Source organism: Ectopseudomonas guguanensis, from assembly GCF_900104265.1.
Lineage (GTDB): Bacteria > Pseudomonadota > Gammaproteobacteria > Pseudomonadales > Pseudomonadaceae > Aquipseudomonas > Aquipseudomonas guguanensis.
The window spans coordinates 18,498-44,471 of the sequence record NZ_FNJJ01000007.1 but is presented as its reverse complement, the minus strand read 5'-3'; the positions used below and the strand labels follow the sequence as shown (position 1 = coordinate 44,471).

Below are 25,974 nucleotides of genomic sequence, written 5' to 3'. Positions count from 1 at the left end.
GTGGTCGCCTCGGGTCAGTCGAATAGGTTGTTCAGCAAGCGCTTGATCGGGTTCTGCTGGGCCGGCTGCGCGCTGCGCGGGCGGTTCGCCGCCTGGCTGTTGCGCACGCGCTGGGCATGGCCGTCATGGAGGGCCAGCAGCCGTTCGTTGTCGGGCTCGGCCTCGAGGCCCTGCCTGATCTGTTGCAGCGCCAGGTTGTATTCGCGCCGCGCATAGGCGGCCTCGCTCTGTTCGATGAAACGCTGCGCCACCCGGTTGATGCCGGCCAGGGCCAGCAGGTTGTCCGGCTCCCAGCCAAGCACCTGACGGAAGTAATGCACCGCGCTGTCGTCCTCGGGCAGAACCAGCAAGCCCTCGTCCAGGCGCTGTTCGGCCAGGTCGAGATACTGCTGGATACGCGCCTGCAGCACGCGCTGCAGGCCGTCGCTGGCCTGGGCATTGCCTTCGTCCAGGGCCAGGGCCTGGCGGAAATAGTAGTCGGCGTTGTCCTGCGCCGGTTCGAGCAGACGACCCTCGCTCAGGCGCGTTTCCGCCAGCGCGAGCAAGCCGCTGATGCGCTGCTGCAGCTGCCAGTAGTAGCCGCCAGCGCTGCCCAGGCCGAGCAGCAACAGGCCGAGTACGGCCCAGGGCAGCCAGCGTCGCCGGGCGGGGCGCGGCGGCAGGCTGACGGCCGGGCTCAGACGGGTCTGGTCCTGATCGGCGTCCTGCAGCTCATCCAGGCTGGCCAGCAATACGTGGCAGTCGGCGAAGCGATCGTCGGGGTCCTTGGCCAGCATGCGGTCGAGCAGCCACTGCAGTTCGCCCAGCGGCTCCGGCAGCGGCGGCGCCTCTAGCTGTAGCTGGTTCATCAGGGTCTGGGTGTAGTTGGCGCCGCGGAAGGGGTTATGCCCGGTGAGCATCTCCAGCAGGATCACGCCCAGGCTGTAGATGTCACTGCGCGCGTCCAGCGCCTGACACTGCGCCTGCTCGGGGCTGCTGTAGGCCGGACTGCCGACGGCGATGCCGGACTGGGTCAGCTCGCTGTCGAGCTGCAGCTGCTTGGCCACGCCGAAATCGGTCAGCACCGCGGTGCCGTCGTCGCGGAACAGGATGTTGCCGGGCTTGATGTCGCGGTGCACCAGCCCCTTGTCGTGCACCAGCGCCAGGGCACTGGCGATCTGCCGGACGATGCGCAGCGCGCGCGCCGGCTCCAGGTGCTGGCCCTTGAACCGGGCCAGATCGCCGCCCGCCAGGTATTCCATGGCGAGAAAGTGGCGACCGTCGTCCAGCTGGTCGATGCGGTAGATGGTGATGATCGAGGGGTGCTGCAGGGAGGCGACGGTATGGCCTTCCTTGATGAAACGCTGGGTGAAGGCTGCGTCTTCGCGATGCAGCAGCACCTTGAGCGCCACCTGGCGCTGCAGCGCCTGCTCGGTCGCCAGATAGACCTCGGCCATGCCGCCTTTGCCCAGGCGATGATGAATGCTGTAACCGGGTACGCTGATGGAGGGCTGGCTCATGCGGCTCGACTGGCGCTCAGGATTGAAGGGATTTGAACAACTTGCGCAGCAGGCCGGGGGACGGCGCTTCGCGGGGTTCGGCAGCCGGGGCGAGGCCCAGGACGATGCAGCTGATATTGTCTCTGCCGCCATGGCTATTGGCCAGCCCCACCAGTTGCTCGACCATCGCCTCCAGGGTGACCGCTTCGGCGCAGCAGCGCTGAATGGCGGCGTCGTCCAGCTCGCCGGTCAGCCCGTCGCTGCACAGCAGCAGCAGCTCATCGGAGGCCAGCCGCACACGCAGCAGGCCCACATCCGGTGCCTGCCCGGCCTGACCCAGGCACTGCAGAATCAGGTTACGCCGCGGATGCTCGCGGGCTTCCTCGGCGCTCATCCGGCCGGCGTCGACCATGGCCTGGACCCAGCTGTGATCGTGACTGAGCTGCTCGATATGCTCGCTGCCGATGCGGTAGGCGCGGCTGTCGCCGACCCAGGCCAGCTCGAACTCGTCGCCCTCCAGGCGCGCGGCAACCAGGGTGCTGCCCATGCCAGCCTCGCCGACGCCGGGCTGCGCCGCTGCCACTACCGCCTGATGTGCGGCCTGCACCGCTGCCACCAGTTGCGCACCGCTGAGCAACGCCTCGACCAGCACATCCAGCGCCAGGGCACTGGCCACCTCGCCGCGCTCGTGCCCGCCCATGCCATCGGCCAGGGCCCACAGGCCCAGGTCGGGACGGCAGATCAGGGCATCCTCGTTGTGCGTGCGGACCCTACCGGCCACGCTTTGCGCGGCGAAGACCACGGAGACAGGGGAAGGCTGGGACACGCGGCGAATCCTTGAGCGAACGGCGAATTGCCTGATGATGCGGCGATGCGACCGGGCTGTCACCGCCCGCGAGGCCGCAAATGCGCAGCCGTTAACCAAATGCGGTGGTTTAATGGATCACTCGTCCCGACTCCCGACAGCCATGACCGCCCCCCGCATTCGCCGTCTCCCTCCGCCGCTGCGACCGCTGATCGACAAGTTCTACCGCGGCCACCGCTCGCCCATGCGCAGCCAGGCCGGCGACGAACTGTGGGTGGCCGAGCGCGGCAGCGAGATCATCGCCGCCCTCGGCCTGCGCCCGCTGGCGGACGGGCAATGGCTGACCGGCCTGTTCGTCGCGCCCAACGAGCGCGGCCAGGGCCTGGCAACCAGGCTGGTGCAGGGCAGCCTGGCCGTGCACCCGGACCCCGTGTGGCTGTTCTGCCATCCCGATCTCGGTCCGTTGTATCGGCGCATGGGCTTCGCGGACTGCCCCGGTCTGCCGCAGACGCTTGCCGAACGGCTGGCCCGCTACCAGCGCAGCAAGTCGCTGATCGCCCTGCGCGCTCACTGAACCCCATCGCCTGGGCAAAATACTGGCATTTTGCCCGGAAATGCCCCTTGCCATTGCAGGTCAAAGCTCTGCATGCTTGCCTCATAACAATGAAAAGAAACGCTATGGCTACCCAGACCGCTCGCCTGCTCAAGCGCCTGCGCAACGACTTTCAGCTGTCGATCATCACCCTGATGGGTTTTTTCGGCATCGTCAGCATCTCGCCCTATGCCGTCTATCGCCTGCTGCACGGCAACTATCTGGTCGGCATCGCCGACACCATCATCGTGCTGTCCACGCTGTTCGCCGTGCTCTACGCCTGGGTCACGCGCGACACGGTCAAACCCGGCATCTACCTGGCCGCGGTGTTCTCGGTCGGGGCCACGCTGATCGCCATCAACCTGGGGGTCAACGGCCTGTTCTGGATCTATCCGCTGATCCTCTTCAACTTCTTCATGGTCACGCCCGGCAAGGCCCTGCTGGCCACCGCACTGGTGCTGGTCAGCCTGGTCAGCCATGCCCTGCTGGTGCCGGGCAGCGTGTTCGAGAGCGATTATCAGATGGTCTCCTTTCTGGTCACCTGCATGATGGCCAGCGTGCTCAGCTTCATCTTCGCCTTCCGCACCCGTACCCAGCGCGACCAGCTGCAGTTGCTGGCGACCCACGACCCGCTCACCGGCGCACGCAACCGCCGGGCGATGAACGAGGAACTGAAGATAGCCATGGCCAGCCATCGCCGCCACAGCGACAGCTACGGCCTGCTGGTGATGGATCTGGACCATTTCAAACAGATCAACGACCGCTTCGGTCATCACGTCGGCGATCAGGTACTGGTGGCTTTCGTCGAGCTGATCAGGCGCTGCTGCCGCAAGGAAGACCGCCTGTTCCGCTTCGGCGGTGAGGAATTTCTGCTGTTGCTGCCCAACACCGAGGCACAAGGCCTGCGCGCCGCTGCGCAGAACCTGCTGAGCAGGGTCGGCAAGGAACTGCACAGCCCGGGCGGTGCGGTCACCGTCTCCATCGGAGGCGCCGTGCTGCATAGCGGCGAGCATTGGGAAAGCTGGCTACAGCGCGCCGACGAGAGCCTGTATCGCGCCAAGAGCGAGGGACGCAACCGTGCGGTGATCGCCGACGAACAGGGCAGCCCTGCCACCTCAGCCGCCCGTCACTGAGTGCTCAGCGGCTGCGCTGCTGCTGGTAACTGCCGCTACCCGGCTGACGTTCGATGATCAGCCCGCCCGGATACTCGATGCTCTGCCGAATGCCGCCGCGCGTCTCGCTGGACTGGCTGCCGTAGCGGCTCTCCTGGCGCACGCTGCCCTGCGGCAGGCGCTGACCGCCATAGAGGTTATGCTGCTCGTAGCTCGAAGAGCCGGAAACGCTGCCGCTGGCGCCGGGGCTGACGTAAGTTTTGGGAATGACGCGAATGGTCTGCGGCTGATCGGCAAACGCGGCAGCGGCGACGGATACAGCCAGCATCATCAGGATCGAACGGATCAACATAGGCAACTCCCAGAAGGCTCGGCCTGCAGCCAAGCCAGGATGCACATTAGCTTCGACAGCACGGAGTGGGAATGTTGCAACATCTGAGGGCCCCATACGACAAAGGGCTAGCCGAAGCTAACCCTTTGATGTTCATGGTGCCGGAGACAGGAATCGAACCTGCGACCTTCGCGTTACGAGTGCGCTGCTCTACCGACTGAGCTACACCGGCGGGAAAACGCCGGCATTATGCGAGTTGCCGCGCCGGCGCTCAAGTCACTGTCGCCTCAGTCGTCGAGCAGCTCGATACGATCGTCGTGGATGCGGATCAGGCCCTGCTTGTAGAGGCCGCCGATGGCCTTCTTGAAGTTGCCCTTGCTGACGCGGAACTGTTCGGCGATCGCCTCCGGCGGGCTCTTGTCGCCCAGGGCCAGTACCCCGCCCTGCGCGCGCAGGCGTTGGAGAATCTGTTCGGCCAGGCCGCCGGCAGCTTCACGGCCGATGGGCTGCAGGCTCAGGCTGATCTTGCCGTCGGCGCGCAACTCCTTGATGTAGCCCTTCTCGCGCATGCCGCTGCGGATGAACTTGAACAGTTCGTTCTTGTGGATCAGGCCCCAGTGCTTGCCGTTGATGATGGCCTTGAAGCCGAGATCGGTGCGCTCGACCACCAGCAGATCGACTTCCTGGCCGACCTGATAGCTGGCCGGCACCTGGTCGAGATGGCGATCCAGGCGCGCGGTGGCGGTGAGGCGACGGGTGCGTTTGTCCAGATAGAGGTAGACCACGCAGTAGTCGCCGATCTGCAGCGGGCGCTTCTCCTCGGAATGCGGCAGCAGCAGGTCCTTGGGCAGGCCCCAGTCGAAGAACAGGCCGACGCGGTTGATATCCACCACCTTGAGGCTGGCGAACTCGCCGAGCTGGATCTTCGGTTTCAGGGTGGTGGCGATCAGCTTGTCTTCGCTGTCGAGATAGATGAACACGTTGAGCCAGTCATCGACCTCGCTCGGCGTGTCCTTGGGGATGTAGCGCTTGGGCAGGAGGATTTCGCCATCCGCGCCACCGTCAAGATACAGACCGAAGTCGGTGTGCTTGACCACCTGCAAAGAATTCATCCGCCCGATAACGGCCATCGTGTTCCACCTCGCCAAAACAGCCAGGGATTCTACCCGAGATCAGGGGTGTCCGGGCTGGCTGCATGATCAATCGACAGCCGGTCGATCGATAAGGCAAGTGGTTGGAAAACAAGCCATAAATGGCTGCGAAAAGCCGCGCATGCGCGGCGTTGTCGCAAGCATCGGGGCAATTGACCAAGCAACGAGAGGCAGCTTGGGGCATAATGGCCGGCCGCCCATCCGAAAGAGATCAAGGTCATGGCCACCCTGCGCGTGAAGTCTTCCTCCAGCAAAGTCAGCAAACCCGCCCCTGCCGTGGAAACCCGCGAGTCCATCGAGGCGCAGATCGCTGCCTTCCTGCAGAACGGTGGCGAGATCCAGCAAATCGCCAAGGGCGTCAGCGGCCAGACCTACGGCGGCACCCGCCAGATCACCATCAGCAAGAAGTGATCGCCTCGGGTGCGCGTCGCGCACCCAGCCCCCCGCTCAGGGCACCTCTTAAAACTACCTGCGTTGTCATCGCTGCGTTAAAGACAGGCTCGTGCGCGAGTCCGATCAAAATGCTCATTTACAACTTGTGAACTGCGCTTTTTCGCCTGCTTTTCGCCTTGCGCTGACTGCCTCGTCTACGTTTTTAGAGGCACCCTTTACTCGCTCGCCAGCCCCAGGCGCAGCAACCGCCCCTTGGGCGCATCCGTCAGTACGTAAACATAGCCGTCCGGCCCCTGCCGCACGTCGCGGACCCGCGCCTTGAGCGACTCCAGCAGACGCTCCTCATGCACGATCCGGTCGCCGTCGAGCTGCAGGCGGATGAGCGCCTGGCCGGCCAGCGCACCGATGAACAGGTTCTGCTGCCAGGCCGGGAAGCGCTCGGCATCGTAAAAGGCCATGCCGCTGATGGCCGGTGATTTTTCCCAGACATGGTGTGGCGCCTCGGTACCTTCGACCGTTTTGCCCTTGGCCTCGGGGATCGCCAGCATCGAGTAGTTGATGCCGTGGGTGGCCAGCGGCCAGCCGTAGTTCTTGCCGGCCTCGGGAATGTTGATCTCGTCGCCGCCGCGCGGGCCATGCTCGTGGGTCCACAGGCGGCCGCTCCAGGGGTTGAGCGCGGCGCCCTGCTGGTTGCGATGGCCGTAGGACCAGATCTCGTCCCGCGCATCGTCGCGGGAAACGAAGGGGTTGTCCTCGGGAATGCGCCCATCCGGGAAGATGCGCACCAGCTTGCCCTGCAGCTTGTCGAGATCCTGCGCGGTGGGGCGATCGTTGTTGTCGCCCAGGGCGATGAACAGGTGACCGTCACGGTCGAATACCAGGCGCGAACCGAAGTGCGTACCGCTCGACAGCTTCGGCTGCTGGCGGAAGATCACCTCGAAATTCTCCAGTGCCGAAGCATCGGCCGACAGCTTGCCGCGCCCGACCGCCGTGCCGGCAGCGCCGTCGCCGGCCTCGGCGTAGGACAGATAGACCAGGCGGTCCTCGGCGAAATCAGGTGACAGGACCACGTCGAGCAAACCGCCCTGGCCGACGGCGAAGACTTCCGGTACCCCGCGCAGCGGCGCGGAAATCTCGCCCTCGGCGCTTACCCGGCGCAACGCCCCCGGTCGCTCGCTGACCAGATAACCCTGAGCGTCCGGCAAAAAGGCCACGGCCCACGGATTGACCAGGCCTTCGGCGACGGTGTGGACCTTGAGCGGCCCCAGCTCCGAACTCAGTTGCCGGTCTTCGGCGAAGCTGTACTGGTAACCGAACAGGGCGATCAGGCCGAGGGCTGCGAGGGGTTTCAGGCGCGGCATCGTGGCGTCTCCAGTCGTCAGACAAGCCGGCATAGTGCAACAGCCTCGCAACCGCGGCAGCCCTGGAAAAGTTTCCTCAGGTTTCAGTCCATCAGGTAACGCTGTTCGATGCGCCGGTATTCGCCGGACTCGTGCAGCCTGCGCAAGCCTTGATTGAAACGCAGGCGTTGCTCGTCCAGGCGAAAGCCGACGCGGTAGGGCGTGGGCGGGAAAATCTCGAACCAGGCCAGCGGCTGGGTCACGTCGACCTGGTCGCCAACCTCGCGATTGAAGTAACGGATGATGCGCTTGTCGCCCACTATCACATCGATACGGCCGCTGTAGAGCAGGCGATTGCGGTTGATCTGCAGCGCCTCTTCGCGATAGCGCGGATTGTTCATGGCCATGCGCTCGAACTCCGGGCCGAGCAGCAGGCGTGCACGCTGGAAGGCGCTGACGGCATAGTTGCCGAGATCGGCGATGCGTTCGATGCGATAGCCCCGCCTGGCCAGCGCCACCGCGACATTGTGGTAGTGGATGTAGACGTCCGAATAGAAGGCCTCCACACCACTGCGCTCATGGGTGGTGGCGATGGCATCGATCTCGCCGCGGCGCAGCATCAGATGCAGGCGCTCCATCGGCGCGTAGTAGGCGGTCACCTGAAAGCCGGCGTTGCGCGCGGCACGCTCGACCAGCTCGTACTCCAGGCCACGCGGCTCCCCTTCGTACACATAAGGTGGCTTGTGCGTGCCGAAGCCGACATGCAGTACCTCTGCCACGGCCGCCGTACTCAGGCATGCCAAGATCAAGCCCAGCCACCATCTGAACATCGCCTGCTCCGCTATCGCAACAGCCAGAGCATAGACGGCCCACAGCCTTCATCACCAGAGTGGATGCCGGCCGATTCATTCCGCTTTGCCCCAACGCGACTAGACTGGCTGCACCTATCCTTGCGCCTGCCTTCAGGAGATCAGACCATGCTCAAAGCCGAATATCAGCATCGCGGCCCGGTGCCACAGGACGTGATCAGCGCCGTGCCCCTGCAACTGCCGGAGCCCGCCGCCGGGCAGGTGCGGGTCAAGGTGCTGGCCGCGCCGATCAACCCGTCCGACGTGCTAACCCTCACCGGTGCCTACGGTATGCTGCCGCCGCTGCCGGCCATCGGCGGCAACGAGGGGGTGGGCAGAGTCGAGGCGCTCGGCGAAGGCGTCGGCAACTTCAAGGTCGGCCAGACCGTGCTGCTGCCGGTGGGTTGCGGCACCTGGGTCAGCGCTCTGAATGCTCCTGCGGACAAGCTCATCGCGCTGCCGGATGCCGACCCGCTGCAACTGGCCATGCTCACCGTCAACCCGCCGACTGCCTCGCTGCTGCTCAGCGAGTTCGTCGACCTCAAGCCGGGCGACTGGGTGATCCAGAACGCCGCCAATTCGGGCGTCGGCAGTTACCTGATCCAGCTGGCCAAGCTGCGCGGCTTCAAGACCATCAACGTGGTGCGCCGCGAATCGGCCGTGGCCGGCGTCGAGGCCGAAGGCGGTGACCTGGTGCTGGTGGATGGCCCGGATCTGGCCAAGCGCGTGCGCGCGGCCACCGGCGGCGCGGAAGTGCGTCTTGGCATCGACGCCGTGGGCGGTGCCAGCACCGATCACATCGCCGCGACCCTGGCCAACGGTGGTGTGCTGGTGAACTACGGCATGATGAGCGGCGAGGCCTGCCAGGTTTCCCCCGCCTCCTTCGTGTTCCGCGACGTCACCCTGCGCGGCTTCTGGCTGGCCAAGTGGTTCCAGCAGGCCAGCCCGGCGCAGCAGATGAAGGTGTTCGGCGAGCTGGTGCAGCTGATCGCCAGCGGCAAGCTGAAGACCCGCGTCGCGGCTACCTACGACCTGGAACACATCAAGGATGCCGTGGCGGCCGCTGCCAGCGGCGAGCGCGACGGCAAGATTCTGCTGGTGCCCTGAGGCCTGCAGAACGCCTGTTGGTGCGCGCGGCGCACCCTACGACGCTCGGCGGCCGCCCGATCTTGACGCCGCCCCGTAGGATGCGCCATGCGCACCAGCTGCAACACCACCGATGCCTACCACCGACGTCCCGCCAGAACTCCCGGTGCGCGCGGCGCACCCTACGAGTGTTGCTGCCACTGCGCCAACCAGCCCAGGCTCGCCTGGGTGCCCGCCTCGCCGGGCTTGTATTCGGCGCCCAGCCAGCCGTCGTAGCCGCTCTCGCGCAAAGCTTCGAGCAACGGCGCAAAATCCAGCTCACCGCTGCCCGGGGCGCCACGCCCCGGCACATCGGCGAACTGCACATGACCGATACGCCCGGCCAGCAGGCGCGTGCCGGCGGCCACGTCCAGTTCCTGGCGCGCCATGTGATAGAGGTCGTATTGCGCCGCCAGATTCGGGTGATCAACCACACGCAGCAGCTCATCGAGATGCTCCGGCGTGTTGATCACAAAGCCCGGCATGTCGATGGGGTTGATCGCCTCCAGCAATACACGGATGCCCAGTGTGGCGAAGGCCTCGGCGCTCTTGCGCAGGTTGGCGACCAGGCAATCCAGCGCCTGCTCGCGGCTCACGCCTTCGGCCAGGCGCCCCGGCAGCACGTTGATGCAGGCCGGGCGCACCATGGCGGCGTAGGTCAATGCCTCCTGCAGGGCAGCGTCGAACTCGGCCTGGCGCGCCGGCACACTGGCCAGGCCGGGCCCGCCGCTCATCAGGTCGCCCGCCGGCACGTTGATCAGCACCAGCGGCAGGCCGCTAAGCTCGAGTGTTTCCTTCAGGGCGATGGCCGGCAGTTCGTAGGGAAACTGGATTTCCACGCCATCGAACCCCGCGCGCATCGCAGCCAGCACACGCTCGCGCAGCGGCAGTTCGGTGAACAGCATGGACAGGTTGGCGGCGATCTTCATGGGCATTGCTCGCGCAGCAGTTCCACCAGCGTGGCGGGGTCGCGCTCCAAGTTGCCCTGGCTGCCGTGCAGGCGCATCAGTTGCGCGGCCAGGCCGCTCATGGGCGTGGCGCTGCCCTGCTCGCGCGACAGCTTCACCGCGGTGTCGAGGTCCTTGAGCAGCGTGCGCACGTGCCACTTGATCGGCTCGAACTGGCTGGCGGCCATCTGCGGGGCGAGAATCTGCAGCGGCTTGGAATCGGCGAAGCCTCCGGCCAAAGCCTGCGCGATCAGGCTGGCATCGACGCCGGAGCGCTCGGCCAGCGCCACCACCTCGGCGATCACCAGGGCGTTGCAGGCCACGATCATCTGGTTGCACACCTTGGTCACCTGCCCGGCGCCCACCTCGCCCATGCGCGTCAGGCGCTGGCCCAGATGCGCCAGCACCGGGCGCACACGCTCCACGTCCTCTTCGCGGCCGCCGGCCATGATCGCCAGCGTGCCAGCCTCGGCGCCGGGCGTGCCACCGGACACCGGTGCATCCACCCAGCGCATGCCGGTACGCGCCTCCAGTTCGGCGGCCATTTCACGGGTAGCCGCCGGTTCCAGGCTGGAGAAATCCACCAGCAACTGCCCCGCCCGCGCACCCTCGACGATGCCGCCCGGGCCGAACACCACCTCGCGCACTACCTCGGTATTGGCCAGGCAGAGCATCACCACGCTGGCATCGCGGCACAGTTCGGCGGGGTTCTGCACGCGATGCGCACCCAGCTCCAGCAGCGGCGCGCACTTGTCCGGCGTGCGGTTCCAGAGGGTCAGCGGATAGCCTGCGGCGAGCAGGCGGCGGGTCATCGGCAGGCCCATCAGACCAATCCCGGCAAAGGCCAGGGCAGGCAGCGTTGCAGTCATCGATCAACTCCAGCAGTTCGTCTTCAGCGCGCATCTTAACCCCGGAGTCAGTTGTATGCTGCCGGGGCTGCATCGGCAGCGCCGGGCCACTATACTCCGCGCGCCTTCCCCGCTATTGAACCGGAGAATCCGACATGTTCAAGAACACCCTGGCGCTCGCCGCCGGCATCGCCCTGTCCGTATCCGCTGTATTCGCGCAAGCCGCCGACGTCCTCAAGGTCTCGGCCATCCCCGACGAAGCCCCCACCGAACTGCTGCGCAAATTCAAGCCGCTGGGCGCCTATCTGGAGCAGGAAATGGGCATGAAGGTGGAGTTCGTGCCGGTGGCCGACTACGCTGCCGTGGTCGAGGCGCTGGCCGCCGACCGTATCGACATGGCCTGGCTGGGCGGCTTCACCTTCGTCCAGGCGCGCCTGAAAACCGGCAACGCCTTGCCCCTGGTACAGCGCGAGCAGGACGCCGAATTCACCAGCAAGTTCATCACCTCCGACCCGGCGGTGAAATCGCTGCAGGATCTCAAGGGCAAGACCTTCGCCTTCGGCTCGGTGTCCTCCACCTCCGGCAGCCTGATGCCGCGCTACTTCATGCTGCAGGACGGCATCAAGCCGGAAGACTTCTTCAGCCGCGTGGCCTACTCCGGCGCCCACGACGCCACCGCAGCCTGGGTGCAGGCCGGCAAGGCCGACGGCGGCGTGCTCAACGCCTCGGTCTGGCAGAAGCTGGTGGACGCCGGCAAGGTCGATACCGACAAGGTCAAGGTCTTCGCCACCACCCCGACCTACTACGACTACAACTGGACCGTGCGCGGCAACCTCGACGCCGACCTGCAGGCGAAGATCAAGAGCGCCTTCCTCGCCCTCGACCCGGCCAAGTCCGAGCACAAGGAGATTCTCGACCTGCAGGCCGCCAGCCGCTTCATCGAGACCAAGCCTGAAAACTACCAAGGCATCGAAGAAGCCGCTCGCGCCGCCGGCCTGCTCAAGTGAGCATCGCCCTGCGTGGCGTGGGCCTGGCCCACGCCAACGGTAAGGTTGCGCTGGAAAACATCGATCTCGAGGTCAGTCCCGGCGAACGGGTGGCCATCATCGGCCCCTCGGGCGCCGGCAAGACCACCCTGCTGCGCCTGCTGGCCACCAGCCTGCAACCCACACGCGGCGAGCTCGACCTGCTGCAGCACAACCCCTGGCGTCTGGCTGCCCGCCAGCGCCAGCGTCTGCGTGCGCGTATCGGCCTGATCCACCAGGCGCCGCCGCTGCCGCCGCGCCAGCGCGTGGTCACTGCCGTGCTGGCCGGCAAGCTTGGCCAGTGGTCATTGGCCAAGGGCCTGCTCAACCTGCTGCATCCGCTGGATGCCGGCGGTGCCCAGGCCGCCCTGGCGCGTCTGGATATCGCCGACAAACTCTACCAGCGCTGCGACCAGCTTTCCGGCGGTCAGTTGCAGCGCGTCGGCATCGCCCGCGTGCTGTACCAGGCGCCGGAACTGATCCTCGCCGACGAACCGGTCTCGGCCATGGACCCGGTGCTGGCCGGCCACACCCTGGCCGTGCTCAATCGCGAGGCCGCCGAGCGCGGCATGACCCTGCTGGCCAGCCTGCACGCCGTCGATCTGGCGCTGGCGCACTTCCCTAGGGTGATCGGCATTCGCGACGGGCGCATCGCCTTCGACCTGCCCACCGAGCAGGTGCAGCCCGCCCAACTGCAAGCCCTGTACGCCAACGAGCAGCTGCAGGCCACGCCCAGCTCGTCCGTACAGCCGCAACCGGTGTATATACCGCGATGCTGAGCACTGCCCCACGCGACCCCGCCGCACTGCCGCGTCTGCTTATCACCGTACTGGCGCTGTTGTTGTTGTGGCCGGGCCTGAGCCTGAGCGAGCTGGACCTGGCCGTGCTGGTCGATGGCGACAACACTCGCGCCATGGGCAACTTCCTCGCCGGTTTCTGGCCGCCTGCGCATGAAGCCGAGTTTCTCACCCTGCTCGGCCGCGCCACCCTGGAAACTCTGGCCATCGCCACCGCCGGCATGAGCCTGGCACTGCTGATTGCCATCCCCGCCGCGCTGCTGGCAAGCCGTGCGCTGTCGCTGTCGGCCGTGCACCGTGGCGGCCACCCGGCCTGGTGGGCGAACCTGGCGCGCTGGCCGGTGCGCGGCTTGCTGATCTTCCTGCGCAGCGTGCCGGAAATCGTCTGGGCGCTGCTGTTCGTCCGCGCCGTCGGCCTCGGCCCCACGGCCGGGGTACTGGCCATCGCCATCACCTACGCCGGCATGCTCGGCAAGGTGTATGCGGAAATCTTCGAATCGGTCGACGCCCGCCCCACCCGCGCCCTATTGGGCGCCGGCGGCAGCCGGTTGACCGCCTTCGCCTACGGCGTGCTGCCCAATGCCGCCGGGGAAATGCTCTCCTACACCGTGTACCGCTGGGAGTGCGCCATCCGCGCCTCGGTGGTGATGGGCTTCGTCGGTGCCGGCGGCCTGGGCCAGCAGATCGACCTGTCGCTGCGCATGTTCGCCGGCGGCGAAGTGGCCAGCATGCTGCTCACCTTCCTGCTGCTGGTGCTGCTGGCCGACCAGTTCAGCCGCCTGCTGCGCGCGAGGCTGACATGAGAGTCGGCAATCTGGTCCTGTTCGCCGCCCTCCTCGCCGCGGTGATCGCCTCGTTCCTCTACCTGGGCATCGACCTCGGCGCCCTGGTCGCTGGCGACAGCCTGGCGCAGATGGGCCAGTACGCCAGCGGCTTCCTGCAACCGGACGTCTCCGCCGCGCACCTTCAGGCCATCGGCCGAGGTGCGCTGGAAACCCTGGCCATGTCCGCCATCGGCACCCTGCTCGCCGCTCTGCTCGGCCTGGCCCTGGCGCTACCGGCCGCCGGGCGCTTCGGCGCTATTGCCCTGCACGCCACACGCCTGCTGCTCAATGCCCTGCGCGCCATCCCCGAGCTGGTCTGGGCGGCGCTGATGGTGCTGGCTGCAGGCCTGGGCCCCAACGCCGGCACCCTGGCCCTGGCCCTGCACACCGCCGGCGTGCTCGGCCGCCTGTTCGCCGAAGCGCTGGAAAACACCCCGCGCGAACCCGCCGACGCCATCCGCGAAAGCGGCGGCGGACGCATGCTCGCCTTCTGCTACGGCACCCTGCCCGGCGTCTGGCCGCAACTGGTGGCCTACACCCTGTACCGCTGGGAGAACAACATCCGTATGGCCAGCGTGCTCGGCTTCGTCGGCGCCGGCGGCCTGGGGCAGATGCTCTACGTGTCGCTCAGCCTGTTCCAGGAAGCCCAGGCGGCCACGGTGATCCTGGCCATGCTCCTGCTGGTGCTGGCAGTGGATGCCTTGAGTGGCTGGGCACGGCAGCGCTGGGTGAGCTGAGCGCCCGTCTGACCGACCTGCCCCCCCGCGCCGAGCGGAGCGAGTGGCCCAGATCGACCACCAAGGGCATGGCAATCGCGGACAATTAACCGCAGAATTGCCGCCAGCCGTGCCCTGACGATCAACCACAAGCCTCCTGTTGCGCATGCCCTATATCACCGACAACGTTCCCCAGTGTGCCGACCGTTTGCGCGCCGGCCTTCTGGTCGCCCTGCCCACCGAAACCGTTTACGGCCTGGCAGCCGATGCACGCCAGGATGCCGCGGTGCAGCAGGTGTTCGCACTCAAGGGGCGACCGAGCAGCAATCCGCTGATCGTCCATCTGCAGAGCGCCGCTCAGGCCAGTCAGTGGGCCGCAGACATACCGGCTGCGGCCCAGCGCCTGATGGCCACCTTCTGGCCAGGCCCGCTGACGCTGGTGCTGCCGGCCCGGGACGATGTCTCGCGCATCGTCACCGCCGGGCAGGACAGCGTGGCGCTGCGGGTACCCGCGCATCCCCAGGCGCAGGCCCTGCTGGCGGCCTTCGGTGGCGGGCTGGTCGCGCCGTCCGCCAACCGTTACATGTCGATCAGCCCGACCAGCGCGGCGCATGTGGCGCAGCAGTTCCCCGACAGCGACCTGTGGATTCTCGATGGCGGGGCCTGTCAGGTGGGTCTGGAATCCAGCATCGTCAGTCTGCTGCCGGGCGACAGCCCGCGTCTGCTGCGCCGCGGCATGCTGAGCCAGAGCGACCTCGAAGCGGCCCTGGGCCAACCGCTGGAGAACCGGGATGGCGGCGTGCGCGCCCCCGGCCAGCACCATCGCCACTACGCGCCCGGTACCACGACGCTGGCCTTCGTGCAGGTGCCGAACGAGGCACTGGCGTCGCCGCGTCATGGCTGGATCTGGTGCGGCCAGGCGCAGCACAGCGCAGGCCCGGCGATAGACCTCGGCGATCAACCGCAGGCCTATGCTGCGCGGCTGTACGCGGCGCTCTATCAACTCGACGCCCTGGGCCTGGAGCGCCTGTACATCCAGCTGCCGCCGCAGCACGACGCGTGGGCCGCGGTGCACGACCGCCTGGCCCGCGCCAGCCAGCGCCTGGACTGAAGGCTCAGCCTGAAAGCATGGGCGTGTCCAGCGGGACTTCGGCGAATCGGCTGAAGGCCTGCGCGGCCGGTGACGGATTCTTGGTGCGCCAGCGCACCAGATACCAGCGGTTGGGGATGGGAAAGCCTTCCACGTCCAGCTCCACCAGATTGCCCGGCGCCGTATGGATCAGGGTGTGCCGCGACAGGATGGCGATCCCCAGGCCTGCGGCCACGGACTCCTTGATCGCCTCGTTGCTTTCGATGGTCATCTGCGTTTTCAGGGTCCAGCCGAATCGGGAAAAGTGTTCTTCGATTGCCAGACGCGTACCCGAACCCGGCTCACGACTGAGGAAGGGTTCGGCCGCCAACTGCTCCCAGCGCAGACGCTGGCCAGCCAGACGATGCCCGGCCGGGGCGATGACCACCAGGGGATTGTCCGCCAGTGCGACCACCTCCAGGTCCAGATGCCGCGGTGGCTGGCTGAACACGTAGAGATCGTCGCGGTTGTCTTCCAGACGGCGGATCACCTCCGAACGGTTGGCAATGTTCAACTCCACTTCGACCTGGGGATACTGCCGACAGAAGGGGCCGAGCAGCCGGGGAACCAGGTACTTGGCGGTAGTCACGGCGCCCAGGCGCAGCTGCCCGATGGTCAGGCCGTTGAGCTGCGCCAGGCGCATTTCCAGCTGGTCGAGGGCGTCGAAAATCTGCCGTGCACCGGCCTGCACCTGGCGCCCGGCATCGGTCAGATGCAGGCGTTTGCCCAATTGCTCGAACAGGTGCATGCCCAGCGCCTGCTCCAGCTTGGCGATCTGCGTCGACACCGAAGGCTGGGCCAGATGCAGGGCACGGGCTGCTTCGGTGACACTCAGGCGCTCCGCCACCGCAAGAAAGGTTTCCAGTTGGCGGAAGGTCGTTTGACGCGTGTGAAAGCGCTGCCTTTTCATTGCCAAAACCCTATGCTTTCTTCGCTGATAATCTATTTTTGACTATATCAATTGATGGCGAAAATGCCTGCATCGCGATCTGCAGGAGATGCCCTCATGTCCGCCTACAGCACCCACCATCAGCACATCGAGGTTTTGCCCCGGGAGCAACGTGTCGCCTTCCTCACCTGTCACGACAAGGTACGGCTGGTCACCGAGGCACTCGCCCCCCTGGGTTTCTAGGTAGACGCGATCAGCAGTTACGACACCGACCATTTCGGCACCTTCAGCCGCGAAGTGGAACGCCGCGGCAGCGCTCACGACACCGCGCTGGAAAAGGCCCGGCTGGCCTGCTCGCTGGGCGGCGCGCGCTATGGCCTGGGCAGTGAAGGCAGCTTCGGACGCGACCCGCACCTGGGCTGGATGCCCTGGGATTATGAAATTCTCTGCCTGTGGGATGACCACCTGCAGTACCCGATATTCGCGGTGGCCGGCTCAGGCGCAACCAACTACGCACAGGCCGAGGTCGATAACCTGCAAGCCGCCGATGCCTTCATGCAGCGCGTTCGTTTTCCGGAGCACGCGCTGATTCTGGGACGCCCAGCCGAGCCCTGGTTCCGCAAGGGCATCCGCGACCCCGACTGGCTGCGCGAGCAGTTGCAGTGGCTGCTGGCACGCCAGCCAAAGGTCTGGCTGGAAACCGACATGCGCGCCCATCTCAACCCGCTGCGCCAGGGGGTGATCCGCGAAGCGGCCGAGCAGTTGGCCAAGCACCTGAAAAGCTGCTGCCCGAGCTGCCAGGCGCCGGGCTTCGTCGTGGTGCGCAGCGAGCCGGGCCTGTTGTGCTCCAGCTGCGGCCTGAGCACACCCCTGGCAACGGCGCATATCCGTGAATGCCCGGCCTGCAGACATCAGGAGCGCAGCACGGTGACGCGGCTCGCCAACCCCGGCGACTGCGAGCACTGCAACCCATGACCCTGCCAGCCCCGGGCTTCGCTCGCCTGTCCCACCTGCGCCAGCTCGAGGCAGAGGCCATCCACATATTGCGCGAAGTCGTGGCGCTGGTTCGCAGCCCCTGCCTGTTCTACTCGATCGGCAAGGACTCGACGGTGCTGTTGCATCTGGCGCGCAAGGCGTTCTTTCCGGGGCCGGTGCCCTTCCCGCTGCTGCACGTAGACACTGGCTGGGAGTTTCGCGAGATGGGCCAGTTCCGCGACCGCCTGGCCAAGCGCCTGAACCTGGACATGCGCGTGCACATCAACCCGGACGGCGAGCGCCTGAACGTCACGCCCTTCTCGGTGGGTTCGGCCAAGTACACCGACATCATGAAGACCGAGGCACTCAAGCAGGCGCTGGCGAAGTACGGCTTCGACGCCTGTTTTGGCGGTGCTCGGCGCGACGAGGAAAAATCGCGCGCCAAGGAGCGCGTCTGCTCGTTCCGCGACCCTCACCAGCGCTGGGACCCGAAACAGCAGAGGCCGGAGTTGTGGCAGCTGTACAACACGCGCATAAACGCGGGAGAGAGCCTGCGGGTCTTCCCGTTGTCCAACTGGACCGAGCTGGATATCTGGCAATACATCCACCTGGAGAAGATCGAGATCGTCGATCTTTACCGCGCGGCGCCACGCCCCGTGGTCGAACTTCACGGCACGCTGATCTGCGTGGACGACGAGCGCCTGCTGGCGCATCTCAACCCTCAGCAGCGCGTCGGCATCCATGAGCGTTGGGTGCGTTTTCGCACCCTGGGCTGCTATCCGCTGACCGGCGCCGTGGAGTCCAGGGCGCAGTCGTTGCCGGATATCATTCAGGAGATGCTGCTGACCAGAACCAGCGAGCGCCAGGGCCGGGTCATCGACCATGACCAGGACGGCTCCATGGAGAAGAAGAAGATCGAAGGCTATTTCTAACCCGACGGCTCGATCTTCCCTGAGCGGATGCGGCACGGCAGGTCGCCGGACGTGCTGCCAGTGCCGCGGCCAGGCTCATCTTGCAGGCGGGAGCGCGAGGCGGTCTGGCCTAGCGACCGCGCGCGTTCTTCTTCTGCAGGATGTCCGAGGCCTCGTTATAGGCGCTCTGGAAGGCCTCGCTGCTGATCCAGGCCACGGCAGCATCTTCGTCTTCCCCATGGAAGATGGCGCGATAGACGATCAAAAGGCCCATCATGAAATCGGTTGCGGCGTCTTCCGACTCCTCGGCGACCACCAGTTCCAGCACCGGGTATTGCAGGAACACCAGGCACAGGCCGAGCAGACCGGTGCGTTCCGCGGCATTCATCGCCTGGAACAGGTCATCGAAATGCGCCGGATCGAAGCCGTTCTCTTCGATGTCCTGAAAATCGAAGGTACTCAGGTCGATCTCGACATCATCGAACGGCTCGTCGATCAGCGGATTGGCCAGAATCGGATGAATCAGATTGGCTTGCGGCCTGGGCTTGCCCATGCGGTTCTGCTTGGCCTTGGTCTTGGCCCGCTGGGCGCGCTTCTTCTGTTTTTCAGGGGAGGCCATGGGGCGAGTCCTCGTGCGATGGGCCATGAGCGTGGCGTGCAGTGGTGAGGTGCCCATTGTATGCAGTCTTGGTTATGGCCTGCGGCTGAATTTGCCAAGGCAAGAGCACGCCGTGGCCGAGCTCGGCCCGGGACACCGCCGCAAGCGCATCAGCCATACGCCTGAACGAACAGATCGACAGCTGCCATCAGACGCGGTTCGCTGGGCGTCAGCGGGCTGCTGTCGATGCGGCCCACCGCCAGCAGCAGGAACTGGCCGGCAGCCTGCGCCGGGTGGGCGCAGCGGACGGCACGCACAAGGACGGCCTCGAGGTAGTTCTGATAAGGCCGGTAGCGCTGCCGCCAGCGCTTGTGGGGAATGCGCTGGGTACGCAACAGGATATGAGTGAGCGCATACGAAGCTGGATGCTCGCCCAGTTGCTGCAGCGAGGTGGCGGCACGCTCCAGGCAACTGCGCAATGCGCCACAAGGCTGGGAGGGCAGTTTCGGTTCCGGCAGTTGCTCCAGCCAGTAGTCGATGACGGCTCGAAACAGCTGTTCCTTGTCGCCGAAGTAGGCATAGAGCGTTGCCTTGGTCACACCAGCCGAAGCGGCGATGGCTTGCATGTTCGCCATCTCGAAGCCGAGCGCCGTGAACAACTCGCTCGCAGCGAGCAGCATCGCTCTTCGGCGCTTGTCCCGGCGCGAGTCTCTGGTCGTCGGCTGGTTCATATTCAGGGCTTCCAGCGCCTGAACAGCAGGCTGGCATTGACACCACCGAAGCCGAAACCATTCGACAGCGCATGCTCCAGCGGCATGTGCCGGGCATTCTGGGCGACCAGGTCCAGCCCTACTGACGCCTCGTCGGCAGTGGTGAGGTTCAGAGTCGGCGGGACGACCTGATCACGCAGGGCCAGTACGGTGAAGATGGCCTCGACGCCACCGGCAGCCCCGAGCAGGTGTCCTGTGCTGGATTTGGTCGAGGTAATCGCCACGCCCGAGCCACTGCCGAACACGGAGCGGATGGCAGACAGCTCGCCACGGTCGCCCACTGGCGTTGAGGTGGCGTGGGCGTTGATATGTTGTACTTCAACAGGGTCGATGCCGGCCTGGCGCAATGCCAGTTGCATGGCGCGGCAGGCGCCGTCGCCATCCTCGGGGCCGGCGGTGAGGTGATAGGCATCGGCGCTGGTGCCGTAGCCGACCAGCTCGGCCAGAGGTCGTGCTCCCCTTGCCAGGGCGTGCTCCAGCGACTCGATCACCAGCAGGCCAGCGCCCTCGGCCATGACGAAGCCGTCGCGGGCACGATCGAACGGGCGAGAGGCTTCCTGGGGGCGATCGTTGTAGCCACTGGACAGCGCACGTGCTGCGGCGAAGCTTCCGAGCGTGACGCGATCGATGGCAGCTTCGGTACCGCCGCACAAGGCGATATCGGCCTCACCACTGCGGATCAGCCGCGCTGCGTCGCCGATAGCCTGTGCGCCGGCCGCGCAAGCGGTCACCGGTGCTCCAAGCGGGCCTTTGAAACCATGGCGGATGGAAACCTGGCCGGCTGCCATGTTGGCCAGGAACGACGGTGCAGTGAAGGGGGACAGGCGCCGAGGGCCGCGTTGATCGGTGATCCGCACGGCCTCTGCAATGGCGCCGAAGCCGCCGACTCCTGACGCAATAATGGTCGCGGTGCGCTGGCGCTTCGCTTCGTCCGTCGGCCGCCAGCCGGCCTGTGCCAGGGCTTCCTCGGCAGCGACCAGGGCGAACTCGATGAAGCGATCCATCTTCTTGCGCTCCTTGACGGAGATGTAGCGCTCAGGATCGAAGCCGGCCTGGGGATCGTCAGCAATGCCGGGCACCTGCCCGCCAACCGCGCTGCCGGTGCCTTCGCTCAGCTCGACCGGCAACGTACGAATGCCCGAGTGGCCGGCCAGCAGGCGCGTCCATACCGTCTCGATGCCACAGCCCAGAGGGCTGACGATACCCAGGCCGGTGACGACGATTCGTGTGTGGTGCTCTCTATGCATGGCGTTGCCTCGTAGGTTGAAGAGATGAATCAGCCGAGGCCGAATGTCTTGCGCAGGCCCGAGTCGACTGGCCCCGCCGGCATGAAGCGGCGCAGGCGTCTGAGCAGGGTGGCCTCGCCTTTGGGCGTATGGCGCATTTTCCACGCGCCCAGGGCAGCCTCGACGATGGTCGCGGCGACCGCATCGGGCAAAGGCGCCTTCTGCACGTTCATCTGGATGGCCTGGGAGACGGTTGCCCGCTCGCCGTCGTAGGCGGGGATACGCAGGGCGGTCTGTGGTGCATTGAGGTCGAGGCTGGTTTTCGTGAACGAAGGTTCGACCAGCGCGACGCGAATGCCGAAGCGCCGCACCTCGTGATCCAGGGTCTCGGACAAACCTTCCACGGCATGTTTGGAGGCCGAGTACAGGCCCATGTAGGGCGCCGGCAGGAAGCCGAGCACCGAGCTGACGTTGACGATGCGCCCAATGCCCTGCTTGCGCATATGCGGCAGTACCGCCTGGGTGACGCGCAGGATGCCGAAGACGTTGGTGTCGAACAGCGCCTGGGCCTCGCCGATGGCGGTTTCCTCCGTCGCCCCGAGCAGCGTGACGCCGGCATTGTTGACCAGTATGTCGATGCATCCGGCCTTGGCGATGACCTGCTCGATACCCTGGTGGATTGACGCTTCATCACGGATATCCAGCTGCATCAGCTCGACGCCGGGGATGGCCTGAGCGCTGGCTGGATTGCGCACGCTACCGAACACGCGGCAACCACGTCGGACGAACTGTTCGGCTGCCGCGCGACCGATGCCTGATGACACGCCGGTAATGACGACCACTGTGGGGCTGGACATGGTGGTTACTCTCAATCGAGGGAGTGGAGGGCTCATGCAGGCTGTGCCTGCGCGAGTGGCTCACGGTGCATGGGGCGGATGCCGAACCAGATGGCGTACATGGCCGGCAGGAACACCAGAGTCAGCACGGTGCCGGCGAAGGTGCCGCCGATCAGGGTGTAGGCGAGCGTGCCCCAGAACACCGAATGGGTCAGCGGGATAAACGCCAGGATGGCCGCCAGCGCGGTGAGGATCACCGGCCGGGCGCGCTGCACGGTGGCCTCGACCACGGCGTGGAACGGATCGAGGCCGGCCGCCTCGTTCTGGCGAATCTGCCCGATCAGGATCAACGTGTTGCGCATCAGGATGCCGGACAGGGCGATCAGCCCGACCAGCGCGTTGATGCCGAACGGCTGCTGGAACAGGATCAGCGTCGGCACCACGCCGATCAGCCCTAGCGGGCTGGTGAGAAAGACCATGATCATGGCGGCGATCGAACGCACCTGCAGGATGATGATGATCAGCGTGACGGCCAGCATGATCGGGAACAGCGGCAGCATGGCCTTGCTGGCCTTGCCCGACTCCTCGATGGAGCCTGCCTGCTCGATGCGATAGCCGCTCGGCAAGCGCTTGATGATGGGCTGCAGTTGCTGGCTGATGGCGGTCGAGACGTCCGGCGGCTGCAGGCCTTCGGCGATATCGCCGCGCACGGTGATGGTCGGCACGCGGTCGCGCCAGCGCATGATCGGCTCCTCCATGCGCACCTCGACCTCGCCGACCTGCGACAGCGGAATACGCTGACCATTGGCGCCGGCCAGGGTGAAGTCCATCACCCGCGCCGGGTCGAAGCGAATGTCGCCGGCGGCGCGGGCCATGACCTGCACCGTGCGGATATCCTCACGCACGGCAGTGACCGGCACGCCGCTGAGCAGAAATTGCAGCTGCTGCGCGACGACGCTGGAGGTCAGTCCCACCGCCTGCAGACGATCCTGCTGCAGATTGAAGTGCAGCGTGGGGACGCGGGTGCCCCAGTCGGTATTGACCGTGCGCATCAGCGGGCTGGCGTCCATCACCTGCCGCACCTCGGCGGCGATTTCACGCAGGCGCTGCGGATCCGGGCCGGTGACCCGGTAGGCCACCGGATATGGCGAGTACGGGCCGAACACCAGTTGACTGACACGCACCTGCGCTTCGCTGGCCAGCCTCGGCAATTGCCTTGCGCAGGCGATGCTTCAATACCTCGCGTTCATCCGGGTTATCGGTGCGTACGACGATCTTGGCGAACGACGGATCCGGCAGTTCCGGGCTCATGGCCATGAAGAAGCGCGGTGCACCCTGGCCGATATAGGCCGTGACGATCTTCGCCTCTGCCTGCTGCGCCAGCCAGGCCTCGACCTTTTCCGCGGCAGCGCTGGTCTGGACGATCGAGGTGCCATAGGGCATCTGTACCTCGACCAGGACTTCGGGGCGGTCGGAGATGGGGAAGAACTGTTTCTTGACCAGCGCCATGCCCAGCACGGCCGTCACGAACAGCCCGACCACCGAGCCCGCCACCAGCCACTTGTGGGTGATAACCCGGCCCAGCAGCTGGCGAAAGCGGTTGTAGCGCGGGGTGTCGTAGATGGCGTCGTGACCGCCTTCGACCTTCTTGATCTCGGGCAGCAGCTTGACGCCGAAGTAAGGCGTGAAGATCACCGCGACCAGCCAGGAGGCGATCAGCGCGATGCCGACGATCCAGAACATGTTGCTGGTGTATTCGCCAGCCGTGGAGCGGGCGAAGCCGTTGGGCATGAAGCCGACGGCGGTGACCAGAGTGCCGGAGAGCATAGGCGCCGCCGTATGGCTCCAGGCATAGGCGGAGGCCTGGATGCGGTCGTAGCCCTCCTCCATCTTCACCACCATCATCTCGATGGCAATGATGGCATCGTCCACCAGCAGGCCGAGGGCGAGGATCAGCGAACCCAGGGTGATGCGGTCGAAGTTCTTGCCAGTGGCGGCCATCACCACGAAGACCATCGCCAGGGTCAGCGGTACCGCCACCGCGACCACCACGCCGACGCGCCAGCCCATGCTGACGAAGCACACCAGCATGACCACCAGCAGCGCGACGAAGAACTTGATCATGAACTCGTCGACGGACGCGCTGATATTGACGGCCTGGTCGGTGGCCTTGCTCAGGCTCATGCCCAGCGGCAGCTCGGCGTTGATCTGCTGCACCTCGTCGTTCAACGCCTTGCCCAGGTCCAGGCCGTTCCAGCCTTCACGCATGATGATGCCGAGCAGCAGGGCCGGTTCGCCGCCGTTGCGGATCAGAAAGGTCGCCGGGTCTTCGTAGCCGCGCCTGACCGTGGCGACGTCGGAAAGCGTCAGGGTGCGGCCCTGGGCGATCACCGGGGTGTCGCGGATTTTCTGCAGCTCATCGAAGGCGCCGTCGAGACGCAGGAACACGTCCGGGCCACGGGTTTCCACGGAGCCGGCCGGGGTCAGGGCGTTCTGCCCGTTGAGCGCGGCGAACACCTCTTGCGGACCGATGCCCAGGGTGGCCAGGCGCTCGTGGGAGAACTCGACGAAGATGCGCTCGGCCTGCTCACCGATGATGTTGACCTTCTTCACGCCCGGTACATGCAGCAGGCGCTGGCGCAGCGTCTCGGCATCGCGCACCAGCAGGCGCTGCGGCTCACTCCTGGCCTTGAGCGCGAACAGGGCGAAGGTGACGTCCGAGTACTCGTCGTTGACCAGCGGGCCGATAACCCCGACAGGCAGGGCCTTGGCCTCGTCGCTGATCTTCTTGCGCGCCTGGTAGAACTCCTCCGGTACCTCCGAGGGCGGCGTGGTGTCGAGCAGCGACAGCGTGGTGAAGGCCAGCCCCGGGCGTGTGTAGGTTTCACTGCGGTCGTACCAGCGCAGTTCCTGCAAGCGCTTTTCGATCTTCTCGGCGACCTGATCCTGCATTTCCTGAGCGGTGGCGCCCGGCCAGGCGGTGACGATGGTCATCACCTTGATGGTGAACGCCGGGTCTTCGGCGCGCCCCAGCTTGAAGAAGGCGACCAGCCCCGCCAGGGAGATCAGGCAGACCAGGAACAGGGTGATGGAGCGCTCGCGTACGGCGAGTGCGGAGAGGTTGAAACGACCTTCGCTCATGGCCTGCCTTCCTCGACTGCCGCGACCGTGGCCGGCTCGGCCAGGCGCACGGGCTGGCCGTCGCGCAGCAGGTGCACGCCCAGAGCGACGATCCTGTCGCCCGGCCTGATTGCGCCAGCGATGCGGGCGCTCTCGTCACCCAGCCCTTGGACACTGACGGGTGTCCACGCCACCTGCGCCGGCTCGCCACGAATCAGCCAGATGCCAGGCCCCTTGCCCGCGTCGTGCAGCGCGGCGAGGGGCACCTGCACTTCGCTCTGCGAGGCGGTCTGCGGATCACTGATCTGCACTGTGATGGTGGTGCCCAGCGGCGCATCGGCCAACTCGCCGTCGAGCACGTAGCGTGCCTCGAAGGTGCGAGTCAGGCGATCGGCAACGTCCGACAGCTGACGCAACTGGGTGGTGACGCTGACGTCGTGCCTGCCGAAGAGGCTGGCCTGCGCGCTGGAGCCGACTGCCGGGCGCAGGGTTTCCGGCAACTGCACCAGCGCTTCGCGTGGGCCGGCATGCGCAAGCCGTACCACGGCCTGGCCGGCGCTGACCACCTGGCCGGGCTCGGCCAGGGTTTCCATGACGATACCGTCGGCATCGGCCAGCAGCTCGGCATAGCGGGTCGCATTGCCGGCAACCTTGGCCTGGGCCTCGGCTGCACTGAGTTGCGCACGGGCCGCATCCGCCGCTGCCTTGTACTGATCGTAGGCGGAGGCCGATACCGCACCGGTGCCGCGCAGGGCGCGGTAGCGCACCTCGTCGTCGCTCGCCTGCTGCGCCCGTGCCCGCGCTGCGGCCACCGCCTCGCGCTGGGCATGGGCGGCGAGTTGCAGATCGACCGGATCGAGGCGCAGCAGTACCTGGCCGCGCGTGACGCTCTGCCCGGTATCGACCAGGCGCTGCAACACCTTGCCGGAAACGCGGAAACCCAGGTCGCTCTGCACCCGGGCGGCGACGATGCCGGTGAAGGCGCGTGACGTGGAGGTTGCCGACTGGATGGTGGCAATGCGCACCAGTGGCGCATCCGTGCGGGGATCGGGGGGCGTCTGGTCGCTACAGGCGACCAGCACGAGCGGCATCACGCCGACCAGAGTGGACAGAAGGAGATTGCGCCGGCGCATGAGAAACCCGTTGCGAAGTCGTAGGGAACCTCACTTTGATTCTTGTGACCAATTT

26 protein-coding genes, 1 tRNA gene and 1 pseudogene are annotated in these 25,974 nt (G+C 66.2%); 12 read left to right on the top strand and 16 right to left on the bottom strand.

What is annotated here, in order from left to right; genetic code table 11:
• Positions 1-14: 14 nt before the first annotated feature.
• Together BLS61_RS11620 and BLS61_RS11615 are read right to left on the bottom strand one after the other, a co-directional pair.
• Entirely contained in the window at positions 15-1,499 is a 1,485-nt protein-coding gene (locus BLS61_RS11620) for a serine/threonine-protein kinase (RefSeq protein WP_090430972.1), read from the bottom strand.
• A gap of 16 nt (positions 1,500-1,515) precedes the next feature.
• Positions 1,516-2,304, bottom strand: coding sequence for a PP2C family protein-serine/threonine phosphatase (locus BLS61_RS11615; protein WP_090430970.1), 789 nt, complete (start codon positions 2,302-2,304; stop codon positions 1,516-1,518).
• A 142-nt stretch (positions 2,305-2,446) separates the two neighbouring features.
• Here BLS61_RS11615 and BLS61_RS11610 point away from each other — a divergent pair, with 142 nt between their 5' ends.
• A complete protein-coding gene (locus tag BLS61_RS11610; protein ID WP_090430968.1) occupies positions 2,447-2,857 on the top strand; it encodes a GNAT family N-acetyltransferase in 411 nt (136 codons plus the stop codon).
• Positions 2,858-2,961: 104 nt separating this feature from the next.
• Positions 2,962-4,008, top strand: coding sequence for a GGDEF domain-containing protein (locus BLS61_RS11605; protein ID WP_090430966.1), 1,047 nt, complete (start codon positions 2,962-2,964; stop codon positions 4,006-4,008).
• 4 nt (positions 4,009-4,012) lie between these two features.
• Here BLS61_RS11605 and BLS61_RS11600 read toward each other — a convergent pair whose 3' ends face one another.
• From BLS61_RS11600 to BLS61_RS11590, 3 genes are all read right to left on the bottom strand, one after another.
• Positions 4,013-4,339, bottom strand: a complete 327-nt coding sequence (locus BLS61_RS11600; protein ID WP_090430964.1) for a hypothetical protein — start codon at positions 4,337-4,339, stop codon at positions 4,013-4,015.
• Positions 4,340-4,474: 135 nt separating this feature from the next.
• A tRNA-Thr gene (locus BLS61_RS11595) sits at positions 4,475-4,550 on the bottom strand.
• Positions 4,551-4,605: 55 nt separating this feature from the next.
• Positions 4,606-5,448 (bottom strand): CvfB family protein, encoded by an 843-nt coding sequence (locus BLS61_RS11590; RefSeq protein ID WP_090430962.1) that lies wholly within the window; start codon positions 5,446-5,448, stop codon positions 4,606-4,608.
• A 240-nt stretch (positions 5,449-5,688) separates the two neighbouring features.
• Here BLS61_RS11590 and BLS61_RS11585 point away from each other — a divergent pair, with 240 nt between their 5' ends.
• On the top strand, positions 5,689-5,880 hold the full coding sequence (locus BLS61_RS11585) for a hypothetical protein (RefSeq protein WP_090430960.1): 192 nt from the start codon (positions 5,689-5,691) through the stop codon (positions 5,878-5,880).
• A gap of 197 nt (positions 5,881-6,077) precedes the next feature.
• Here the strand turns inward: BLS61_RS11585 and BLS61_RS11580 are convergent, their stop codons facing one another.
• Together BLS61_RS11580 and BLS61_RS11575 are read right to left on the bottom strand one after the other, a co-directional pair.
• Entirely contained in the window at positions 6,078-7,223 is a 1,146-nt protein-coding gene (locus tag BLS61_RS11580; RefSeq protein WP_090430958.1) for a PQQ-dependent sugar dehydrogenase, read from the bottom strand.
• Between the two features lie 83 nt (positions 7,224-7,306).
• Positions 7,307-8,032: a substrate-binding periplasmic protein gene (locus BLS61_RS11575; protein ID WP_090430956.1), complete on the bottom strand. Its 726-nt coding sequence runs from the start codon at positions 8,030-8,032 to the stop codon at positions 7,307-7,309.
• Between the two features lie 147 nt (positions 8,033-8,179).
• On the opposite strand from BLS61_RS11575, the gene BLS61_RS11570 reads away from it, so the two are divergent.
• Positions 8,180-9,157: a zinc-dependent alcohol dehydrogenase family protein gene (locus BLS61_RS11570; RefSeq protein ID WP_090430954.1), complete on the top strand. Its 978-nt coding sequence runs from the start codon at positions 8,180-8,182 to the stop codon at positions 9,155-9,157.
• A 161-nt stretch (positions 9,158-9,318) separates the two neighbouring features.
• Here the strand turns inward: BLS61_RS11570 and BLS61_RS11565 are convergent, their stop codons facing one another.
• Together BLS61_RS11565 and BLS61_RS11560 are read right to left on the bottom strand one after the other, a co-directional pair.
• Positions 9,319-10,104: a hydroxypyruvate isomerase family protein gene (locus BLS61_RS11565; protein WP_090430953.1), complete on the bottom strand. Its 786-nt coding sequence runs from the start codon at positions 10,102-10,104 to the stop codon at positions 9,319-9,321.
• Positions 10,101-10,991 (bottom strand): NAD(P)-dependent oxidoreductase, encoded by an 891-nt coding sequence (locus BLS61_RS11560; RefSeq protein ID WP_090430951.1) that lies wholly within the window; start codon positions 10,989-10,991, stop codon positions 10,101-10,103. The genes BLS61_RS11565 and BLS61_RS11560 overlap by 4 nt, the downstream gene beginning before the upstream one ends.
• A gap of 134 nt (positions 10,992-11,125) precedes the next feature.
• Here BLS61_RS11560 and BLS61_RS11555 point away from each other — a divergent pair, with 134 nt between their 5' ends.
• From BLS61_RS11555 to BLS61_RS11535, 5 genes are all read left to right on the top strand, one after another.
• Entirely contained in the window at positions 11,126-11,977 is an 852-nt protein-coding gene (locus BLS61_RS11555; RefSeq protein WP_090430949.1) for a putative selenate ABC transporter substrate-binding protein, read from the top strand.
• Positions 11,974-12,774, top strand: coding sequence for a phosphonate ABC transporter ATP-binding protein (locus BLS61_RS11550; protein WP_090430947.1), 801 nt, complete (start codon positions 11,974-11,976; stop codon positions 12,772-12,774). The genes BLS61_RS11555 and BLS61_RS11550 overlap by 4 nt, the downstream gene beginning before the upstream one ends.
• Positions 12,768-13,595, top strand: a complete 828-nt coding sequence (locus BLS61_RS11545; RefSeq protein WP_090430945.1) for a PhnE/PtxC family ABC transporter permease — start codon at positions 12,768-12,770, stop codon at positions 13,593-13,595. Before BLS61_RS11550 ends, BLS61_RS11545 begins: the two co-directional genes overlap by 7 nt.
• A complete protein-coding gene (gene phnE, locus BLS61_RS11540) occupies positions 13,592-14,353 on the top strand; it encodes a phosphonate ABC transporter, permease protein PhnE (protein ID WP_090430943.1) in 762 nt (253 codons plus the stop codon). Before BLS61_RS11545 ends, phnE begins: the two co-directional genes overlap by 4 nt.
• Before the next feature lie 145 nt (positions 14,354-14,498).
• Entirely contained in the window at positions 14,499-15,443 is a 945-nt protein-coding gene (locus BLS61_RS11535; RefSeq protein WP_090430941.1) for an L-threonylcarbamoyladenylate synthase, read from the top strand.
• Positions 15,444-15,447: 4 nt separating this feature from the next.
• Here the strand turns inward: BLS61_RS11535 and BLS61_RS11530 are convergent, their stop codons facing one another.
• Positions 15,448-16,371, bottom strand: a complete 924-nt coding sequence (locus BLS61_RS11530) for a LysR family transcriptional regulator (RefSeq protein ID WP_090430939.1) — start codon at positions 16,369-16,371, stop codon at positions 15,448-15,450.
• Positions 16,372-16,467: 96 nt separating this feature from the next.
• Here BLS61_RS11530 and BLS61_RS24000 point away from each other — a divergent pair, with 96 nt between their 5' ends.
• From BLS61_RS24000 to cysD, 3 genes are read left to right on the top strand one after another with little or no spacing between them, the layout of a single operon-like run.
• On the top strand, positions 16,468-16,593 hold the full coding sequence (locus BLS61_RS24000) for a hypothetical protein (protein ID WP_279615166.1): 126 nt from the start codon (positions 16,468-16,470) through the stop codon (positions 16,591-16,593).
• Between the two features lie 54 nt (positions 16,594-16,647).
• Positions 16,648-17,325, top strand: a complete 678-nt coding sequence (locus BLS61_RS11525; protein WP_244157939.1) for a DUF6671 family protein — start codon at positions 16,648-16,650, stop codon at positions 17,323-17,325.
• Positions 17,322-18,257, top strand: a complete 936-nt coding sequence (cysD, locus tag BLS61_RS11520; protein WP_090430935.1) for a sulfate adenylyltransferase subunit CysD — start codon at positions 17,322-17,324, stop codon at positions 18,255-18,257. The genes BLS61_RS11525 and cysD overlap by 4 nt, the downstream gene beginning before the upstream one ends.
• A gap of 109 nt (positions 18,258-18,366) precedes the next feature.
• On the opposite strand, the gene BLS61_RS11515 is transcribed toward cysD, so the two are convergent.
• The 6 genes and pseudogenes from BLS61_RS11515 to BLS61_RS11490 all read right to left on the bottom strand — a co-directional run bounded on the left by BLS61_RS11515 (position 18,367) and on the right by BLS61_RS11490 (position 25,919).
• A complete protein-coding gene (locus BLS61_RS11515) occupies positions 18,367-18,855 on the bottom strand; it encodes a hypothetical protein (protein ID WP_090430933.1) in 489 nt (162 codons plus the stop codon).
• A gap of 149 nt (positions 18,856-19,004) precedes the next feature.
• Positions 19,005-19,514, bottom strand: a complete 510-nt coding sequence (locus tag BLS61_RS11510) for a TetR/AcrR family transcriptional regulator (protein WP_167358718.1) — start codon at positions 19,512-19,514, stop codon at positions 19,005-19,007.
• 53 nt (positions 19,515-19,567) lie between these two features.
• Entirely contained in the window at positions 19,568-20,851 is a 1,284-nt protein-coding gene (gene fabF, locus BLS61_RS11505) for a beta-ketoacyl-ACP synthase II (RefSeq protein WP_090430929.1), read from the bottom strand.
• 29 nt (positions 20,852-20,880) lie between these two features.
• Complete coding sequence (locus tag BLS61_RS11500) at positions 20,881-21,687, bottom strand: oxidoreductase (RefSeq protein WP_090430927.1); 807 nt, start codon at positions 21,685-21,687, stop codon at positions 20,881-20,883.
• Positions 21,688-21,719: 32 nt separating this feature from the next.
• Positions 21,720-24,807: pseudogene (locus BLS61_RS11495) on the bottom strand (efflux RND transporter permease subunit).
• The gene (locus BLS61_RS11490) at positions 24,804-25,919 is read right to left on the bottom strand and encodes an efflux RND transporter periplasmic adaptor subunit (protein WP_090430926.1); all 1,116 of its coding nucleotides are present in this window, start codon (positions 25,917-25,919) and stop codon (positions 24,804-24,806) included. Before BLS61_RS11490 ends, BLS61_RS11495 begins: the two are co-directional and overlap by 4 nt.
• Positions 25,920-25,974: the final 55 nt, after the last annotated feature.